Source organism: Roseivirga sp. AWQ4_251, from assembly GCF_056158225.1.
On record NZ_JBSWSW010000001.1, the window covers coordinates 692,038 to 711,337 of the forward strand.

Here is a 19,300-nt window from a genome sequence, read left to right on the forward strand (position 1 = left end):
GATGAATGCTTTTTGAATAAGAAAGGAGACTTAATAATTGTCGTCATCATCGTCTTCTTCCTGCTCTTGATCATCGTAACTTGAATCTTCTTCGTCATCATCATCGTCATCAGAGTGCTTTTCAGAATACTCTTCTTTGATTTCTTCACGAAGGTTACCATCATCATCATAATCATCATCGTCTTCGATGATCTGCTGTGCTTCTTCAATGGTCATTCTAACCAGATAGTATTTTTCTTCGGTTTCGAATGGAAGGGCAGAAACTCGTTTACCTTCTTTGTTGGTAAAATAAATTAGATTGTCTTCAAAGCCTTCAGGGTATTCAAGCTTGATTTGCTCTTGGATAGAAACATCCAGTTTATCAAAATCCTTGATTACTCTCGGTTTCGAACTTGGTGAACTCATAATTTTTTATCGATTGAATTTTAAGGCAATTTCAATTTAAAAGTTAAAAAGTCAATAGCATTGAAAAAGAAAATATCAAGAAAAAGCAGCTTCTTGAGGCTTTCAGTACTGGTTGACGTCAACTTTTAGGAGAAATAGAATTTAACTTATTCGCATTTTTGGAAGAAAGCCATTTCTAATTCCCTTTCTTAGTCTTGTTCTTTGTTAACTGCTTACGCTTTAAGTAGTTATCGAAAAGTAGGGTTTATTTCACTTCTCGGGCAACAATTTTCAGTTTTTGCTCCCTTTCAAATCTCTCCAAACCGAATTGTATCAGTAAATCAATCAATTCTGAATAAGAAACTCCAGTAGCTTCCCACATTTTAGGATACATGCTAATTGGCGTAAAGCCAGGCAATGTATTGATTTCATTGATCATGATTTGACCTTCTTGACTAAGGAAGAAATCGACTCTGGCAAGGCCCTCACAGCCTAAGCTAGAATACGCTTTTTTAGCTGTGTTTCTAATTTCATCGATTTGATCGTCAGTGAGTTGTGCAGGAATATGTATCGAAGAAGCATCTTTGCTTACATATTTCGACTCAAAATCATAAAAGGCAGTATTCGTAACAATTTCACCAGGAAGAGAAGCTTGAGGCTTTTCGTTGCCCATTACGGCTACTTCTATTTCTCTGCCATTTATATTTTGTTCTATTAAAACTTTGGTGTCATAAGCGAGGGCATCGGTAAGAGCTGCTTCATATTCTTCTTTATTATTCACCTTATGTACCCCAACGGACGAACCTAAATTGGCTGGCTTTATAAAAAGAGGCACGCCAAGTTCTTTTTCCACCGTTTCGAATGCTGGTTGGTGACTCCAAGTAGCACACACATAGGGTGCAATCGCAATATTGGCATCACGAAGTAAGCGCTTGGTGACATCCTTATCCATGCAAGCCGCAGACGCCAAAACGCCACAGCCAACAAAAGCTACATTCAACATTTTTAGCATGCCTTGAATGGTGCCGTCTTCTCCAAAAACGCCATGAAGAACTGGGAAAATGACCTGAACTTCGTCTAGAATTTGGCCTGAGTTGTTTTCCAAAATGGCTGCTCCATTTTTTCCCTGAACTAAAGTGATCGCTGTACCATCAGAAGTATTTACATCTTCAGAAGATTGAAGAAACCATCGGCCTTCAATATCGATTTTTAAAGGAACAACTTCGTAAAGCGACCGATTGATATTGGCCAAAATTCCTTTGGTGGAAATCAGTGAAATTTCATGTTCGGTAGACCTTCCTCCGAAAACAACAGCGACTTTAATTTTAGACATGGACTTGATTACGATTACTGCTGTGAATAACGCTAAGCCATGGTTTATTTCATATCAGAATGAGGAATAAATTGAAAATTGAGGAAAGCTTATCGATCAGGTTGTGGTGTGGAAGGCCATTCAATACTATAAGCTAATTGCTGTTGTTCTGAAAGCCTTTCTTTTAGGTTGGATAAAGTGGCCATCAACCTTTTTCTGATTCTACTGATGATAATACTATTGATGTTTATCATCAGGTTTTGATCTTTATATACGCCCGTGTAAGTGACTTTTACATCGTTATAATTGTGTCGCTGAACTTTCCAGCTTGCAGAATAATACTCTACCAAATCGTAGCCATCCTTTGGAGTGTAATCGCGCAACTGTTGAGAGAGTGTGTGAAAACCATTTTCGATTTCTTTGATAGCGACTTGAACTCGACCCGTTTTCTTCACGAAAAGCAGCGGTATGTTCACAAAGAAGTCGAAAGTAAAAGACGAATCGGCAGGAGACACCTTGTACATTTTCGAAACACTTTCTCCAACCACCCAATCATAATTGTCCACATCTACAATCATGTTCATTACGTCAAAAGGGGTGGAGTTTTTAACAATGAATGAACCTTTCAAACACTCATATCCATTGCTAATCGTGTCCATTTGAATCATATGAATGCCGTCACTTTCCCACGACTTTTGTGAAAAGCACAGTTTACAAGTCGATAGCAGAAATACGGCTAAAAGTATTCGATTCATAACTTCAGAAATCTTACTTAACTAAGCTTCAAAGAAGTTAATATTCAGCGAGAAAACATATTAAGAAAGAGGAAGTGGAGGTAATCTTAGGCTTTTTTAACATTTGGCTTCAACCTAATTCATCTTCTTTTGATTGCTAAACTTTTCTATCTTCCCAGATGAAGTCACGTTTTTTGAGTCTCCTTTTTTGGATGGTAATTGCTGCGGCATTTATTGGTCCGGGAACGGTAACTACTGCGGCAGCTGCTGGTGCAGGTTTTGGTTATAGCCTACTTTGGGCGCTTCTTTTTTCCATTTTGGCATGTATGGTTTTGCAAGAATCTGCAGCACGAATCACCATTGCAAGTGGTTTAACTTTAGGAGAAGCCATAAAAGATCGATTCAAATCGGGAAAAGTGGCCTTGATGGTTGCTGTGACCATCGTTTTGGGCTGCGCAGCGTATGAAGCAGGTAATATTCTGGGAGCTATTTCCGGTGTGGCTTTGATTTTTACTGGAGTAAATCCTTCTGTATTTACCATTGCGATTGTGGCGGTGAGTGCTTTGGTGCTTTGGTTGGGTAAAACTTCTACCGTAGCCAATATCATGGGGCTAGTAGTTGCCATTATGGGGCTGGCATTTCTTGTAGCTGGCTTGAGTTTGCCTATTGATTGGTCTTCCTTTTTGAAAGGAGCGCTGATTCCCTCTTTTCCTCAAGAAAGTACATTGATAGCTTTGGGGTTAGTGGGCACAACCATTGTACCTTATAATATTTTCATGGGTTCAGGTTTAGCAAAGGGGCAAACTTTAGGTTTTATGCGGTTTGGACTTATTGTGGCTATTCTTATCGGAGGCCTTATTTCCACGGCAATCCTTTTAGCGGGAACCAGCGTTTCAGGTGTATTTAGCTTCGAAAATTTAGCTTCTTCTTTAACTGTAACCCATGGCGAATGGATGGCTTATGTTTTCGCTATTGGTTTATTTGCTGCCGGTTTTACGTCTAGCATCACAGCGCCATTAGCTGCTGCCATTACTTTGAAAAGCGTTTCGGGTCAAAACTCAAAATGGAGCGAAAGTGGCATAAACTACCGCTTGGTGTGGGGATTGGTTTTGCTGACAGGTTTGATTTTTGGAGTCACAGGCATAAAGCCCATTCCTGTAATAATTTTGGCTCAAGCAGCCAACGGGTTGATATTGCCTGTAATCGCAATTTTTCTTTGGCTTATTTGCAATAACTCTGTTTACATGAAAATCCATAAAAATGGAGTTTTCATGGATTTTGCCATGCTATTGACTGTTTTTGTAGCTTCATGTTTGGGTTTTATCAATGTGTTCAAAGCTGGTAATTCTGCCTTGGGAAGTTCGTTTCAGTTTGTAGGGATTAACCAAATCATCATTTTTTCATTGTCAATACTAGTCACTTTGTACACCTTGTGGCGCATTAAAAAGGAACGTGTTTAGGAATGAATTTGATAAGGTTAATGCTCATCGGTTTGGTGTTTTTGCCATCACCAAGACTTCTTCAAGAAATTAGATTAGAGAAATTGCCTACTGTAGAAGCGGTAGAACAGGATTTCCATGAAAAAGTATTGACGCTTTGTCGTCATGAAGGTACTAAGTTGATTTTCGATATAGATTTTGGAGGTTTTTCTACTCACGATATTTTGGTGAAAAGAGCCTCTGGAAATGTGGATATAGACTTATGGAATAGAGAAAACCATATGTTCCTTTTTAACCCTAAATCGGAAGAGTTTGAACTCGAGGTTTGGGTAAAATCCGAATTGTTGAATAATGTTTTTGTTCCAGTGCAGGGTACTAAGTTAGCACCGATTTCTGCAGATAAAACTTTCAACTTAAAGGCAACGGAATGGCAACCTATTAATGAAATCATGAAGAAGGAGGGCGGTTATACCTTAGTTATTCCTTCGGAAAAGTTTTATTCAAGAGCTTGCGAATAGACTGAAATCTTGTAAAGTCTGCTTTCCTGTTATTTAAAGCATGTTTTTGCCTTTGTTAAGTTAATGTTAAGAGATTTTGTATCGAATTAACCTTCACTTCCCTTTTCTATCCCTTAATTTTGTCAAAAAAATACGCGAGATATGAAATTGTTGAAAGCTGTAATTGTCATGCTTCTTTTTGCATCGGCATGTGGCGGAGGGGGAGATACTCCAACACCTACACCAGAACCACCAGTTGAAGAGCCTTCAGTATATGAAAACTGCCTGCCTGAAGTAAGTGAAAGTACGCTTGATGTAGTGACATGGAATATTGAAAACTTCCCTATGACTGGAAGTACTTCCGATGCGGTTTTAGAAATAATTGAAGAAACCGATGCAGATGTGATTGCTGTTCAGGAAATTACTTCAAAAGCTGAATTTAACGACTTGGTAGAAGGTTTAGAAGGATGGTCTGGCCACGTGGAAGATTATGCTGGTTCTCAATGGGTAGGATATTTATATAAGGATGCTGAAATCACTGTGGTTACGCAACCTGAAAATCTATTTAACGACAGCGGAAATTCTGATTATAACGATGCTTTTACTTCTGCCAGAAGGCCTCTTTACATGAAGTTTCAGCATACAAACGGATTAACAGTGAACATCATCAATGTGCATATGAAATGCTGTAGTGGTTCGGAAGACAGAAGAAGAAAAGCGGCTGTTTTGTTGAAAGACTACATCGATACAAATTTAGCAAGTGAGGAAGTAATCCTTCTTGGCGACTTCAATGATGAAATCGTAGATCAAGTTGATAATGTTTACCAAAACTTTATCGATGATGCGAACAATTATTTATTCGCTACTATGTCCATAGCACAAGGATCTTCTAGCGATTGGTCTTACCCTTCTTGGCCAAGCCAAATCGATCAGATTTTGATTACCAATGAGCTTTTCGATAATGCTGTGGAAACTAAAGTATTGAAGTTCGACAATTGTCAAGGCACTTATGGCGATGTGGTTTCTGACCACCGACCTGTAATGATTCGATTGTCTAATAATTAAGAAATTACGCTTCATAAAAAAGCCTCTTCAAAATCATTTTGAAGAGGCTTTTTTAGTTTCTGTTCCATCTATTTAAGCTGATTTTTGCATAGTGGAAGCCACCTGCTTTTGGTCTTTCCGCTTTGCATGGTTTTTTCGCTGGATGTTGCCTACCATATTGGTCACCTTGTTTCTGGAAAGAAACCTAGGGAGAAAAGCACTCAGTTTATTCCATATGCCTGGAACGGCTACTACTCTTCCTTTCATCAGGCATTCAAATCCGTAAAGAGCAACATCTTCCGCGCTGGAAATATTGAATTTGATGTTGGGGTCGTCATTACCATTCGCTTTGGCAAAACCAGTTCTCGTCATGCCTGGGCAAAGTACCGTAGCCAACACGCCAGTATCTTTCAATTCGTTGGCAAGGGCTTGAGTGAATGAGAGAAGGTACGATTTTGAGGCATGGTAAGTAGACATTAATGGGCCAGGCACAAATGCGGCTACCGAAGCATTGTTCAATATGTAGCCCTTCTTTCTGAAAATCATACCGGGCAAAAGAAGCTTGGTAAGATGAGTTGTGGTAACCATATGAACATGCAGCATGGCCTCATCTTTTAGCCAGTCTGTTTCTACAAAGTGGCCAAAATTACCAAAACCGGCATTGTTGAATAGAATTTCGACAGTAAGTTGAAGTTCTAAGGTGTGATCGTAGATTTTTTGAGCTGCTTCTTTTTCGGCCAAATTACATTCTAAAAGATGAACTTGAGCATCGGGAATTTCAGCCAGAAGTTCTTCTTTCTTAAGCATTAGGGCTTCACCGTTAATATCGATGAGCAAAAGCTGATAGTTGTGTTTAGCGGCTATTTTGGCAAATTCAAAACCTATGCCTCCAGCAGCCCCGGTTATTAAAGCAGTTGTATTCATAAAATCGTGTAAAAGGGAGAAAGATTATTCTCCCATAGTATTGTGGATTGCTCCAAGATTTCCAATTTCTTTATCAATGGTCCAAAGTCCTACACCATCTTCACCAATAAGATCGAACAATTCAACAGCTCTTCTTGCTAAAATTTCTTCTTCTCTTTGTTCGGTTACATACCATTGAAGAAAGTTCATGGTGGTGTAATCCTGAATTTTGTAGCAGTGGTCTACAATTCTATTAATAGAGTTGGTAACGGCTATTTCGTGTTCTAAAATAAACTCAAAAACCTCGCGCAAAGAGTTGTGATGATGCTGAATATCAGTGATTGAAGGTTGAAGTGCATGCCCGCCCGCTTCGTTGATGTAGTGAAAAAGCTTGATCATGTGCATTCTTTCTTCTTCGGAATGGGCATAAAGAAATTTAGCCGAGTTCTCGTATCCCGTCATTTCGCACCACGATGCCATAGAAAGGTAAGCTGCCGAGCTTTTGCCTTCCATTACAATTTGCTGATTGAGAAGCTGCTCGGTTTCCTCGGTTAGCGAGCGCTTAGCGGTTATTTGTTGCTTGTTCATGCCCTATTGAATTTATTTTAATGTTGTGAAGATACATAAGCTTAGGCGATTGTTAAAATCCAGATGCCTTATCTGGTTTCTTTCAAAGCGCTTTTGGCTTATTTTTTTACGCTATTTACTGAACGGAACCGTCCTAAAAATGGGTCAGATAAAAACCTGATTTATATCATCTTTTTACATAACTCGTGTCAGGTCGATTGCTTACCCCCAAGGCTACCTTGCAACTGTTTTTGGAATCAATACGCCTTGTGACTATGGAAATACAGCAATTCAAGTACGACAACAAGATTGTCAAATACTTTATCATCGCCACAGTGATTTTTGGACTGGTGGGGATGCTCGTAGGGTTGCTCATCGCTACCCAGTTATTTTTACCTCAGGCCAACTTTGGACTTCAGTTCACTACTTTCGGTAGAATTCGACCTCTACATACGAACGCAGTGATTTTTGCCTTTGTGGGTAACGCTATGTTTGCGGGGGTATATTATTCAATGCAGCGATTGCTGAAAACCAGAATGTTCAGTGACTTTTTGAGCTGGCTACATTTCTGGGGTTGGCAATTAATTATTGTTGCTGCGGCCGTTACGCTTCCTTTGGGGCTTACCACCTCAAAAGAATATGCGGAATTAGAATGGCCAATCGATATCGCCATCACCGTGATTTGGGTGGTTTTCGGTATCAACATGATTGGAACTATTCTGAAAAGAAGAGAAAGGCACATGTATGTGGCCATCTGGTTCTACATTGCTACGTTCGTAACCGTTGCGGTTTTGCACGTGGTAAACTCGTTCGAAATTCCAGTTACCTTCTTTAAAAGTTATTCTTGGTATGCTGGTGTGCAAGAATGCGCTTGTGCAGTGGTGGTATGGCCACAATGCGGTGGCATTCTTCCTAACCACGCCATTCTTGGGTATTATGTATTACTATTTGCCTAAAGCTGCTAACAGACCTGTTTATTCTTATAAGCTTTCTATCATTCACTTCTGGTCTTTGATTTTTATATACATCTGGGCTGGTCCTCACCACTTGCTTTATACTTCGCTTCCTAACTGGGCGCAATCGTTGGGTACAGTGTTCTCAATTATGCTGATCGCTCCATCGTGGGGTGGTATGCTCAATGGTTTGTTGACTTTGCGTGGTGCTTGGGATCGTGTTCGTGAAGATCCAGTTTTGAAATTCATGGTTGTGGCTGTTACCGCTTACGGTATGGCAACATTAGAGGGGCCACTTCTTTCAATCAAGAATGTAAATGCAATTGCTCACTTTACGGATTGGATTATTGCTCACGTACACGTTGGAGGTTTGGGCTGGAACGGCTTTATGATCTTCGGTATGTTGTACTGGTTAATCCCAAGAATGTGGGGCACTAAACTTTACTCTACCAAACTTGCTAATGTTCACTTCTGGATTGGCACATTGGGAATCATCGTGTATGCCTTGCCAATGTACTTCGCTGGTGTTGTTCAAAGCTTAATGTGGAAGAACTTCAGTGCTGAAGGCTTCCTTGAATACCCTAATTTCTTGGAAACAGTAACTCAGATTGTACCTATGTACATGATGAGAGCCATTGGCGGTTTGCTATACTTTACTGGTGCAGTAATGATGAGTTACAACTTAGTAAAAACTGCAGCCCAAGGTAAGTTTATGGCTGAAGAAGCTGCTGAAGCGCCTGCTTTGGAGAAAAAGAAAATTGTGGGTGGCTACTGGCACAATGTTTTGGAAAGAAAACCTGTATTGTTCACTGGTTTAACTCTTGTAGCCATCCTTATTGGGGGGGCAATCGAAATGGTGCCAACCTTCTTGATCAAATCTAACATTCCAACAATCGCTAGTGTGAAACCATACACTCCTTTGGAGTTGCACGGTAGGGATATTTACATCAGAGAAGGCTGTAATAACTGTCACTCGCAAATGGTTCGTCCTTTCCGTTCCGAAACTGAGCGTTATGGAGATTACTCAAAAGCCGGTGAATTTGTCTATGACCATCCATTCCTTTGGGGCTCAAAAAGAACTGGCCCGGATTTGCACAGGGTAGGTGGGAAATTCAACAATGGTTGGCACTTGAGTTATATGTATGATCCACAAGCTACTTCTCCAGGCTCAATTATGCCTCGTTACACTTGGCTTTTCAGTCAGCATATAGATCCGACCAAAACAGCCGGAAAAATAAATGCCCTGAGGACGGTAGGAGTGCCTTATGAAGAAGGCTATGAGGATTCAGCTAACATAGAATTAAAAGGACAGGCACAAGACATTTTGAATGACTTACAAACGGATGCTAGTTCTAAACAGATGCTGGAACGTATCGAATATGAAATGGAAACTAAAGTCACTGAAACTGCGGAAATCGTAGCATTGATTTCTTACCTACAAAGACTTGGAACCGATATTAAAGTAGCTCAAAATCAATAGCCATGTTTAAATACTATTTCGAAAGAGTACATAATGTGGAGGTTTGGCCGATTATTTCGCTCTCCATCTTCTTCGTCTTCTTTGTGGGGCTACTGGTCTACGTTTGGAAAATGAACCGAGATTATATCCACGAAATGGAAGAACTGCCATTGTCAGACGAAACGCCTTCTAATTCCAATCATTCAACCGATAAATACTAATACCATGGAAAGGATTAAATCAATATTTTCAAAAATGGGACTTAAGCCCCTTCTGATGTTCCTTTTATTTACTGCTAGTCCAGTTTGGGCTCAAACCGAAAAAGTAGAAACCTTTTCTCAAAAGGTAGAAACCTATTCAATTATCGGATTGGTGTTGGTAACCCTCATTTTGTTGACCGTTCTGTTCTTATACATGTTTAAAGTAAGGCATTTTAAACCTTGGGATAGAATCAAAGCCGTGTTCAAACATTCAGGTTTAAAGCCAATGATGTTGCTGTTTTTGCTTTCTGCTACTCCTCTTTCAGCGCAAACTGAAGTTGGATCTACCCAAGAACTGATGTTCTATTCTGTGGTAGGTTTAGTGTTGGTGGTTGCCTTTTTAGTGTTGATTTTGGCGATTTATCTGCTTCAAATTTTAAAAGCTGTAGTGAAGAAGGATTTAACCGCAGAGCAATTGGCAAAATGGGAAGCAGAACCAAGCTGGTGGCAAAAAACTTGGGCCAAATGGAACGACTTCAAACCTATTGAAGAAGAAGAGGAAATCTTGCTCGACCATGATTATGATGGCATTCAAGAATTAGACAATCACTTGCCACCATGGTGGAAGGCATTGTTCTATATCACCATCGTTTATGCTGTGGTTTACCTTTTGATCTTCCATGTGTTCAAAACTGCACCTTTGCAAGAAGAACAGTATGAAATTGAAATGGCAAAGGCCATGGAGGCCAGAAGCAATCAAACCCAAGTGGCTGAAATCAGCTTCGATGAAAATAACGTACCGTTCAACGATGATGCAACTGCTCTGGCAGAAGGAAAGGAATTCTTCGAAAAGCAATGTGCTTTATGCCACCGAGCTGATGGTGGAGGTTTGGCTGGTCCTAACCTTACCGATGACTATTGGAAACATGGAGGTTCTATGACCAACGTGTATAACACTATCAAAAATGGAGTGCCAAACACCGCAATGATTTCTTGGAGCGATAAGCTGAATCCAGAAAAAATGCGAAGTGTAGCTTCATATGTAAAGAGCTTACACGGCACAAACCCTGCAGGCGGTTTACCACCCGATGGCGAACTCTATGTGCCTGCCGAAGGCGAACAGTAAGCATCTGAATAAGAGGTTAGGTTGATTCAAAAGAGTAGAGAAGGATGAAAGAGTTGTATGAATATGATGAGGAATACCGCGACAGTATTGCCACGGTAGATGCTCAAGGAAAGAGGGTTTGGGTTTATCCTAAAAAACCGAAAGGGAAAAATTACAATGCACGAACTATCGTTTCTGTCATTCTATTAACCATTCTCTTTGCAGGTCCTTTTCTCAAAATCAATGGACAACCTTTTCTATTACTCAATATTTTCGAGCGTAAATTTGTAATTCTTGGGGCCGTTTTCTGGCCTCAAGATTTCTTCATTTTCGCTTTAGGCCTCATCACTTTCTTCGTTTTTATCATTCTTTTTACGGTGGTGTTTGGCCGTGTTTGGTGTGGTTGGGCTTGTCCACAAACGCTATTCATGGAAATGGTTTTTCGTAGAATAGAGTATTGGATTGAAGGTGATGCCAATCAACAACGAAAGCTTGATAAAATGCCTTGGAATGCAGAGAAAATCCGCAAAAAAGGGCTTAAGCATTTCATCTTCTTGATCATTGCCATACTGATTGGCCATACAGCAATGGCTTATCTCATAGGTATTGAAAAGGTTCAGGAAATTGTAACGCAGTCACCAGCCGAAAATATGGCAGGTTTCCTTGGCTTGGTGGCTTTTACAGGTGTTTTCTATTCGGTTTTTGCTTATTTCCGCGAACAGGCTTGTGTTGCGGTTTGCCCTTACGGAAGATTACAGGGTGTGCTTTTGGTGCGCGATTCCATGGCCGTGATGTATGATTGGCTTCGTGGCGAGCCCCGCGGTAAAATGAAGAAAAATGCCGTACAAGCCGATAAGGGCGACTGCATAGATTGTAAGCTTTGTGTGCACGTTTGCCCAACAGGAATCGATATTCGTAACGGTACACAATTAGAGTGTATTAACTGCACAGCTTGTATCGATGCTTGTGACGATGTAATGACCAAAATCAATAAGCCTACAGGTTTGATTCGGGTTACTTCGTACAGCGCCATTGCAGATGGAGCCAAGAAAATCTTCACAACACGCGTAATTGGCTATACTGCGGTTTTGGCTCTACTTATTACTTTGCTTACCGTTTTTGTTTCGGGTAGAACCGATGTGCAGGCCACAGTGCTTCGAGTACCAGGGCTTTTGTTTCAAGAGGTTGAAAACGATCAGATTCAAAACCTCTATAACATTCAACTTATCAATAAATTGAATGAAAAGATCGATATCAATATCAAATTGATCGATCAGCCAAATGGAACGCTGGAAGTTGTGGGTGGAAGTGAAATTTCGATTGCAGCCTCAGGAAAGGCTGATGCCGTGTTCTATATAAGACTGCCTGAAAATCAATTAGAAGGCAGCAAAAATCAAATTAAATTGGGAATCTACAATGGAGAAATCCTGATTGACGAAGTAAAAACTAATTTCCTTGGACCTATAAAATTTAAGCCATGAACTGGGGAGTAAAAATCATTATCGCTTTTGTGTGTTTTATCGGGCTTATTTTTACGCTGGTATATGTAAGTGTGAAAACGGATTTTTATCTGGTGGCCGATAATTATTATGAACAAGAATTGGCTTATGAAGATCAGATTCAGCGCATAAAAAATGTGAACGAATTGGATGAAAAACCCGAGCTCAAGTTGAATAGAAAGGAGCGACAAGTAGAGCTTACTTTTCCTCAGTCTATTTTGGGCGAAATGGAAAACGGAAAGCTTTCATTCTTCCGCGCCTCCAATGCAAACTTCGATAAGGAGTTCGATTTGAAATTCAACGAAGAGGGGCTTCAGGTAATTAAAACCGATAAAATGATTCCCGGAGCCTGGAAAATCAAAATCGAATGGACCTCCAAAGGCAAACAATTTTATAAAGAAGTAGCCATCGTTATCTGATGTTATTAGGAACAGCCATAGTGTTTGGTTTTCTGGGCAGTTTGCACTGTTTGGGCATGTGCGCACCTTTGGTTTGGGCTTTGCCCCAAAACGAAAAGAAGCGTTCACAATGGCTGTTCAATCGCTTGGCTTATAATACAGGGCGAACCTTCACTTACTCGATATTAGGAGTTTTGGCTGGCCTTTTCGGAGAGTTTCTTTCTTTAGCTGGTATTCAGCAATGGCTTTCAATTTTAGCCGGTACTTCTGTTATTTTAGGTGCTTTTCTCCTAAAAGGAACGCTTTCGAATAGCATTCCATTTAAACCCTTGCAAAAGCTTTTTATAGGCTTGAAGTCCAAAATGGGAGGGCTTCTGGGGAAGAATAATGTTCAATCTAACATGAGCTTGGGATTATTGAACGGGCTTTTGCCATGCGGTTTGGTATATATGGCGCTTGTGGCAGCAATGTCAATGGGGAGCTGGTGGGGAGGTGCGGCCTATATGGCTTTGTTTGGTTTGGGAACTTTCCCCATGATGCTCGGAGCTGCTTTTCTTGGCATTTCTTTCAAAAAGAACTTTGCTCAAAGCTGGCTTCGTTTGATGCCCAAATTGCTAGTTTTGGTCGGGCTGGTTTTAATTTTAAGAGGAATGAACCTCGGAATTCCTTATTTAAGCCCAAAACTGAACCACAACACCTCAATTGTGGAATGTGTTGTTCCTTAGTGCTTTCAGTTCAACTGTGATTTTTTTCCACATCTTTTTCAGAACATGACAAGTATCATGTAATTGTTGTAATCAATTATCGAGTTTAGGTGTTATAAAATCAGAAACCTTTAAACATTAAATACCATGAAAAAGATAATCGTACCTATAGATTTCTCCGACCAGTCTAAATATGCTTTGGATTTTGCTGTTGAGGTGGCTAAAAAGGGTGGAATGGAAATTCTTGCGATTAACATCATTGAAGGACCGCATGCCCACACTTTCAATACAATGGCCGATGGAATGGCGAATGTTACTGAAGATGAATTTTTTCTAAAGCAGCTTTACGATAAAACCGAAGAGAATTTAGCCGAACTGGTTGCTCAGGAAAAATATAGTGGGGTTGTGATTTCGAAGAAGGTTGAGATTGGCAATCCATATAAAAGTATTTCGCATGCAATAGCCGATCAATCTGCTGATTTGGTGGTTATGGGAACTAAGGGAATCAGTGGTTTGGACGAGGTTCTGATCGGTTCGAATACAGAAAAGGTCGTGCGCTATTCACACTGCCCGGTAATTACGGTAAAGAGCCCTGTAAACCTTAATGAATTTAAGAACATTGTGTTTGCTACTAATCTTCAAGAAGATCAAACCGATGTGATTAATGAACTGAAAAAGCTTCAACTTTTAACGGGGGCTCAGCTTCACTTGGTAAAAGTGAATACTCCAAATAACTTCATAACACAACGAAAAATTGAGTCTGACTTTGCTGAATATATTGCTAAACATGGCCTCACCAATGTAGATAAGGCTATTTATAGCGACAATACGGAGGAAGATGGAATTCTATCTTACGCAGAAGATATAGAGGCTGATTTAATTGCCTTGGCTACTCACGGAAGAACAGGTTTACTTCATTTACTCAGCGGAAGTATTGCTGAAGATTTGGTAAACCACTCACAAATTCCTGTATGGACTTATTCCATGAAGAAGAAAAAATAAGAACAAAGAAGTAGAGTTAATTTGATAAAAAGCATGCAGAGCCTGACCTTTTGGTTGGGCTTTGTTATTTTTGGAATATGGCAAAGAAAAACAAAAGAGATAAAGGAAGATCGGGTGTGGTATATTCCACAAGCAATGATTTTGAATATCAGTATGAAGACGATTTTGAGCAGGAAACTTTGCCACCTTCTGAACAGAACTTGAAAGTGATGCTGGACAAGAAGAGCCGGGGAGGAAAACAAGTGACTTTAGTAGAAGGTTTTGTGGGTTCAGAAGATGATTTAAAGGATTTGGGCAAAACTCTAAAGCAGAAATGTGGAGTAGGAGGAAGTGCTAAAGATGGTGAAATTTTAATCCAAGGAGACTTCCGTGATAAAGTTTTGCAAGTGCTTCAGAATGAAGGATACAGAGCTAAAAAAGTAGGGGGTTAAACAAAAAACACAATGGATATGAACTATGAGGAATCTCTTTTAAAAGAAAAGAAGCTGAAGCAACATACCGCAGCATTAATCATTGTTGCTTTGGGTATTGTTATAGCGCTTTTGGCTTCCGTTTATGTTTTTCTGAAAACCGAATCATGGCCATGGCAAACGCTTTCCGGAGTTGTATTTGCCTTTTTTGCCGCTATTCCAGTATTTTTAGAAAGAAAAAGGTTGAAGCTTCACCTCACTGATCAGCAGTGATTTAGTGAAACTGTGGTTGAAATTTTCTTCCGCCTTTTCTAAATTTTCTTCTTTCCTTCATTTGAAAATATAGGATTGAACCCAGCGATGGGACAAGGGCTACGAGCAGAAACCAAAATGACTTTTGAGATGGATTTTCACTTCTGGTTTTAGCAATATCGATTAAGGCCCAAAACCAAAGTACGAGCGTAAGAAGTACAAAGATTACTGCGAATTCCATTCTAGTTTGTTTTGATGTTCAATGAATTACAAGTATCAATTTAATACTAAGATGAACACAAAACGCGATGTCTTATTGGTTGGTTCCATTGCTAATTAAGCGGTTTAATCGCTATCTCAATTTCTGCTCCTGTTATAAATACTTCCCCGTTTATAGTTAGTGTTTCTCCTTTTAACACTTCAATTTGCTTGGCGTTTTGGGTGACTAGAAATTTATAACCTCCATCTTTTTGATGGATTTTTAGGTTCTCAATGCCATTTTCTCTTTGGTAGAAAACGCTGATCTCGTTTTGTCCAATTTTTACATTTTCAATGCTCGCTTTATTCCAATCAGAAGGCATTTGTGGATGTAGGAAAATCGTTTTTTCGTGGGCCAAAGGCTTTATGCCAAAGAATTGGCTTACAATGGGTACGGCATAGGAATAAACATTCCATGCTTGGCTGATCATTCCGAAATCCGGGGATACCTCATAAATGGAACCCGGAAATGCATAGCTGAAAGAGTTGGTCATACGTTCCAAATACTCCAATGCTTGATCGGGTCGGCCGTAGTTATTTTCCGAAATGGCTTGAACGCCTGTGGGCAAAGTCATAACTGCGCCAGTATAGGAGAATATTTTCATCTTTTTGGCAAATCCACTATCGTCAGTCCCCGCTGATTCATCCCGATCAATGCCTGTTACAAATACTCCGAATGGATTCACATATTTATGGCCGGTTTCTAGAGCTTTAATAGCCTTCGCAGAATCCGCGATTCCCATTTCCATGGGCGTATTTACCACCCAATTATGGTAAAGAACAAAACCCTGCTTTTGGTTTTTGGGATAGCTACCGATCTTCTTTTGAGTGTTTTTTAGTTCGTCAACTGCCCAAGGTTTGTCCAACGTATCGGCTCTTACAATTGCACCGTCAATGAGGTGAATGGCATCATTTGCGGTTCCAATAAAGTCAGCATATGAGTTGAATTCTTCAACCCAAAAATCAGAGTTGATCATGTTTTTCAAACGCTCAGCTTTCTTTTTGTAATCTTGTGAAACTTCGTGTTCATCAAGTATTTCAGCCATTTGAGCAGCATTGGAAAAAGCCATTTGTGTATATGCTGCTACATCGATCATTTCCGAAGCCAGGCCATGAATTTCCATCATGCCGTAACCATCGGCAAGTAAGTTTCCGTCTTTGTCATTTTCTTCCAAAAGCCAATTCAGCCCCGCTTTTACTGTTGGGTAGTACTTTTTCAGAAAGTCCATATCTCCCGTCCAACGGAAAATGTTCCAAACCATTATCGCGAATTGAGGTGTTTCATTAAGGTTTCCTGGGTTGAAAACAGCTCCGTTCGTAGACATTTCATGGATAATCTTTCCAGTATTGCCGTTGATCTTTTTCGATTGCTCGTCAAGTAATTCAATGGTAGATTCAACCAAATCAGTCATTCCAATCATGGTTACGCCTTGCAAGGCATATTCGCTATCTGCACCGAAAAACCACGGATAATCTGGGATTCCAGCGGTTATGCCTCTGCCTAAACCTTCTACATCTCTGATAAGCCAATCCGTGTTGTATTTCACCCAACGGAAAGCCTGTTCCATTTTCTTATCCGGAATAGTGAGTTTGCTTCGTTCTTCAATTTCAGCGTATCGCTCTGCTTTTGTTTGAAGCAATTCAGGAGCTTGATTTAATATCTTTGTTAAGGTAGCTTCAGCGTGTTTCTGCGACTTGTAGGAACCTGCAATAGCAAATGGAATGGTTGTTTTTTGCCCTTTCGGAAGGGTGATTTTATAGGAGAGCGAAGCATTAACACCTTTGCCCAAACGCTCAAAATTGCATGAAGAACTACCGATCTCATGCGATTTTGGATCTGTGGAGGATGCATAAATAACAAACCAGTCGTTGAGGCTATCTTTGGCTACTATGCCTTTTAAATCTTTATTGTAACTAGCAAAATCTCCACCATCATTCATGTTTGTGCGCTCACCGAGCCAAACGGGTCTCAAATCTGTCATGCCGTTAAACTCAAAATCAAAACTTTGCTCTTTGTCGGAGTTGTTCACGATTTCAAATTCAACATAAATACCTTCTTGCATATCGGGCACAAACTGTCTTCTAACGATTTCTAGATTCAGCTCCTCTATTTTAAAATCGTTTTGATTGAAGAAGGGATAGTTCACAAAAGATGACTCTTTTAGGCAATAGCTATTACTTTCGGTATGAACAGCTGCTGTAAAACCATCCATAAGCTTAATGGGATGATCCCAGATTCCGCCCATTTCACCAGTTACGTGCCAACCCAAATCAGGAAAACTGCCATCTTGATGCCCCACCATGTAAAGTCTGTCACCAGCCGTTACGTAAGGCGAAGCTTTGTATTCTTCTTTGCCATTGATGTGTTCCAAATTCAAAAAGGAAGTGAAAATGGAGCTTGTTTGCTGAGGAGAAGAACATTGAAAAAAGATAAAAGAGAGACTTAAAAAAAGGAGAGTGCGTTTCATGATTAAAATTTGAGCGAATCTAAACTAAGGTTTTTCCTTATAGTTTTCAATATCGATTGCTCTTGATTTAATGCATCCTGTGAGAGGTGGCTTATTCACTCCAGATTTTGATCAGTGTTGCCAGGATCATGACAATGGTGATTCCCTTAGCCCATGCTTCTGCTTTATGGTTTGCACTGATGAACTTGGTAGCAGCGAAAGCCCCTAAAACCTGACCTATGGCTAATAAAATGGCAGGTTTCCATAAAATGTGCCCAGTGAAAGAAAAGAAAAGCGCAGTGGGAATGGTGTAAATTAAAATGATGATCAACTTGTATGTGTTGGCCTGCGTGTAGGGCATTTTTAAACCATTGGCAAGGATACTCAGAATTAAAATTCCCACGCCAATTTGAATGAAGCCACCGTAAAAGCCTCCTAAGAATAAAAGAGCAGAGACAATTATAGTTGAGTTATAAGGCACTTCGGGAGTCAATTTTTTGAATCTACCTTTTGGAAAAAGGTTAATGAATAGCAGAAGAACCATCACAATCGAAGCCATAAAATTGAATGACTGGCTTGAAATTAATGTAGCGCACCATGCTCCTAAAAGAGCGCCCACGCAAGTGGTGCAAATGGGCAAAAACCGAAGTTGTTTAAAGTCGAAGGTGTTGTGTTTTCTTAAAACTAGAATTGCGGTGAGGTTTTGGAAAAAAACGCTTGGGCGAGTTGTGGTATTGGCTATTACCAGTGGAATCCCTGTGAAAGTCATTACGCCTAAACTAAAAAGGGTGCCGCTACCCGAAATCGTATTCACAATTCCGGCCAGGACACCCCCAATAATTAGCAATATATCTTCAGTCCATTCCATTCAGTTTTATATCGGCTACCACAGGAAAATGATCAGAAGGGTAGAGCATATTCTGCGAATCAGAAAGGGTAGCGAAGTTCAACACTTTGGCTTTGCCCTTTAAAAAAATGTAATCAATTCTTCTAGTAGGCATTTCTTCAAAATGAAAACCATTGAAAGTTGCTTCGGGGCCGTAAGGAGTCGTTACTGAAATCAATTTAGCGTCTTTCATTTGATTTGTAATCACCTTGTAAGGTTGTTTGTCTGGCTCTACATTGAAGTCGCCAGTGAGGATTACTGTATGCTTGCCTGCAATTTCTTCAATGCGTTTTAAAATAAGTTTGGCACTATTGGCCCGTGCTGCTACACCAACATGGTCGAAATGGGTGTTGAACATATAGAATTTGTTTCCAGTGCTTTTCTCTGTCATTTCTGCCCAAGAACAAACCCTAGGATAATCGGCATCCCAGCCCATTGAAGGCTTTTCTGGCGTTTCCGAAAGCCAGAATGTCCCCGATTTTCCTACTTCAAACTTTTCTTTATTGTAGAAGAAGGCACTGTATTCGCCTTTTTGTTTTCCATCATCGCGGGCTACTCCTACATATTCAAAATTTCCTAATCCGTTTTTAATGTCTTCAAGTTGATGGTACAAACCCTCTTGGGTTCCGAAAAGGTCAACGTGATGATATTTCAATAAACCGATCACCTTATCTTTTCTGTTTGTCCAATTATTAACAGGATCGTTTTTGTCGTCAAACTTAAGGTTATAGCTGCCTGCCCTAAAAGTTTGAGCTTGAATGGCAGTAATTGAAAAAGTAAGAGCGAGAAGGAGAAAAATACGCTTCATGAATAATGAGTTGTGGTTTGCAATAATTAAGCGTTGATG

Annotated in this window: 20 protein-coding genes and 1 pseudogene; 12 read left to right on the top strand and 9 right to left on the bottom strand. The window is 40.0% G+C overall.

The window, feature by feature from the left end; genetic code table 11:
- Positions 1 to 30 precede the first annotated feature (30 nt).
- The 3 genes from ACXACJ_RS03155 to ACXACJ_RS03165 form a co-directional block, all read right to left on the bottom strand.
- Positions 31 to 405, bottom strand: a complete 375-nt coding sequence (locus ACXACJ_RS03155) for a hypothetical protein (RefSeq protein WP_475132816.1) — start codon at positions 403 to 405, stop codon at positions 31 to 33.
- A 244-nt stretch (positions 406 to 649) separates the two neighbouring features.
- The gene (locus ACXACJ_RS03160; RefSeq protein WP_475132817.1) at positions 650 to 1,717 is read right to left on the bottom strand and encodes a D-alanine--D-alanine ligase family protein; all 1,068 of its coding nucleotides are present in this window, start codon (positions 1,715 to 1,717) and stop codon (positions 650 to 652) included.
- 89 nt (positions 1,718 to 1,806) lie between these two features.
- Positions 1,807 to 2,451: a hypothetical protein gene (locus ACXACJ_RS03165; protein ID WP_475132818.1), complete on the bottom strand. Its 645-nt coding sequence runs from the start codon at positions 2,449 to 2,451 to the stop codon at positions 1,807 to 1,809.
- 173 nt (positions 2,452 to 2,624) lie between these two features.
- Between ACXACJ_RS03165 and ACXACJ_RS03170 the strand changes: the two genes are divergently transcribed.
- The 3 genes from ACXACJ_RS03170 (at position 2,625) to ACXACJ_RS03180 (ending at position 5,431) form a co-directional block, all read left to right on the top strand.
- Entirely contained in the window at positions 2,625 to 3,890 is a 1,266-nt protein-coding gene (locus ACXACJ_RS03170) for an Nramp family divalent metal transporter (RefSeq protein ID WP_475132819.1), read from the top strand.
- A 2-nt stretch (positions 3,891 to 3,892) separates the two neighbouring features.
- Positions 3,893 to 4,387, top strand: coding sequence for a hypothetical protein (locus tag ACXACJ_RS03175; protein WP_475132820.1), 495 nt, complete (start codon positions 3,893 to 3,895; stop codon positions 4,385 to 4,387).
- 141 nt (positions 4,388 to 4,528) lie between these two features.
- Positions 4,529 to 5,431, top strand: a complete 903-nt coding sequence (locus ACXACJ_RS03180; RefSeq protein ID WP_475132821.1) for an endonuclease/exonuclease/phosphatase family protein — start codon at positions 4,529 to 4,531, stop codon at positions 5,429 to 5,431.
- Between the two features lie 72 nt (positions 5,432 to 5,503).
- Here the strand turns inward: ACXACJ_RS03180 and ACXACJ_RS03185 are convergent, their stop codons facing one another.
- Both ACXACJ_RS03185 and ACXACJ_RS03190 read right to left on the bottom strand, forming a co-directional pair.
- Entirely contained in the window at positions 5,504 to 6,334 is an 831-nt protein-coding gene (locus tag ACXACJ_RS03185; RefSeq protein WP_475132822.1) for an SDR family NAD(P)-dependent oxidoreductase, read from the bottom strand.
- A 24-nt stretch (positions 6,335 to 6,358) separates the two neighbouring features.
- Entirely contained in the window at positions 6,359 to 6,901 is a 543-nt protein-coding gene (locus ACXACJ_RS03190) for a ferritin (RefSeq protein ID WP_475132823.1), read from the bottom strand.
- 254 nt (positions 6,902 to 7,155) lie between these two features.
- Between ACXACJ_RS03190 and ccoN the strand changes: the two are divergent.
- The 9 genes and pseudogenes from ccoN to ACXACJ_RS03235 all read left to right on the top strand — a co-directional run bounded on the left by ccoN (position 7,156) and on the right by ACXACJ_RS03235 (position 14,883).
- A pseudogene (ccoN, locus tag ACXACJ_RS03195) lies at positions 7,156 to 9,313 on the top strand (cytochrome-c oxidase, cbb3-type subunit I).
- A 2-nt stretch (positions 9,314 to 9,315) separates the two neighbouring features.
- The gene (locus ACXACJ_RS03200) at positions 9,316 to 9,513 is read left to right on the top strand and encodes a cytochrome C oxidase Cbb3 (protein WP_475132824.1); all 198 of its coding nucleotides are present in this window, start codon (positions 9,316 to 9,318) and stop codon (positions 9,511 to 9,513) included.
- Positions 9,514 to 9,517: 4 nt separating this feature from the next.
- Entirely contained in the window at positions 9,518 to 10,618 is a 1,101-nt protein-coding gene (locus ACXACJ_RS03205; protein ID WP_475132825.1) for a cbb3-type cytochrome c oxidase N-terminal domain-containing protein, read from the top strand.
- Positions 10,619 to 10,662: 44 nt separating this feature from the next.
- Entirely contained in the window at positions 10,663 to 12,078 is a 1,416-nt protein-coding gene (gene ccoG, locus ACXACJ_RS03210; RefSeq protein WP_475132826.1) for a cytochrome c oxidase accessory protein CcoG, read from the top strand.
- Complete coding sequence (locus tag ACXACJ_RS03215) at positions 12,075 to 12,515, top strand: FixH family protein (protein ID WP_475132827.1); 441 nt, start codon at positions 12,075 to 12,077, stop codon at positions 12,513 to 12,515. The genes ccoG and ACXACJ_RS03215 overlap by 4 nt, the downstream gene beginning before the upstream one ends.
- Positions 12,515 to 13,219, top strand: coding sequence for a sulfite exporter TauE/SafE family protein (locus tag ACXACJ_RS03220; RefSeq protein WP_475132828.1), 705 nt, complete (start codon positions 12,515 to 12,517; stop codon positions 13,217 to 13,219). The genes ACXACJ_RS03215 and ACXACJ_RS03220 overlap by 1 nt, the downstream gene beginning before the upstream one ends.
- Before the next feature lie 126 nt (positions 13,220 to 13,345).
- Complete coding sequence (locus ACXACJ_RS03225; protein ID WP_475132829.1) at positions 13,346 to 14,200, top strand: universal stress protein; 855 nt, start codon at positions 13,346 to 13,348, stop codon at positions 14,198 to 14,200.
- Positions 14,201 to 14,277: 77 nt separating this feature from the next.
- A complete protein-coding gene (locus ACXACJ_RS03230) occupies positions 14,278 to 14,631 on the top strand; it encodes a translation initiation factor (RefSeq protein ID WP_475132830.1) in 354 nt (117 codons plus the stop codon).
- Positions 14,632 to 14,643: 12 nt separating this feature from the next.
- Positions 14,644 to 14,883, top strand: a complete 240-nt coding sequence (locus ACXACJ_RS03235) for a hypothetical protein (protein WP_475132831.1) — start codon at positions 14,644 to 14,646, stop codon at positions 14,881 to 14,883.
- A 1-nt stretch (position 14,884) separates the two neighbouring features.
- Here ACXACJ_RS03235 and ACXACJ_RS03240 read toward each other — a convergent pair whose 3' ends face one another.
- The 4 genes from ACXACJ_RS03240 to ACXACJ_RS03255 all read right to left on the bottom strand — a co-directional run bounded on the left by ACXACJ_RS03240 (position 14,885) and on the right by ACXACJ_RS03255 (position 19,261).
- Positions 14,885 to 15,103, bottom strand: a complete 219-nt coding sequence (locus ACXACJ_RS03240; RefSeq protein WP_475132832.1) for a PLD nuclease N-terminal domain-containing protein — start codon at positions 15,101 to 15,103, stop codon at positions 14,885 to 14,887.
- Between the two features lie 91 nt (positions 15,104 to 15,194).
- On the bottom strand, positions 15,195 to 17,588 hold the full coding sequence (locus ACXACJ_RS03245; RefSeq protein WP_475132833.1) for an alpha-L-rhamnosidase-related protein: 2,394 nt from the start codon (positions 17,586 to 17,588) through the stop codon (positions 15,195 to 15,197).
- Between the two features lie 91 nt (positions 17,589 to 17,679).
- A complete protein-coding gene (locus tag ACXACJ_RS03250; RefSeq protein WP_475132834.1) occupies positions 17,680 to 18,435 on the bottom strand; it encodes a sulfite exporter TauE/SafE family protein in 756 nt (251 codons plus the stop codon).
- Positions 18,422 to 19,261, bottom strand: coding sequence for an endonuclease/exonuclease/phosphatase family protein (locus ACXACJ_RS03255; protein WP_475132835.1), 840 nt, complete (start codon positions 19,259 to 19,261; stop codon positions 18,422 to 18,424). Before ACXACJ_RS03255 ends, ACXACJ_RS03250 begins: the two co-directional genes overlap by 14 nt.
- Positions 19,262 to 19,300 lie beyond the last annotated feature (39 nt).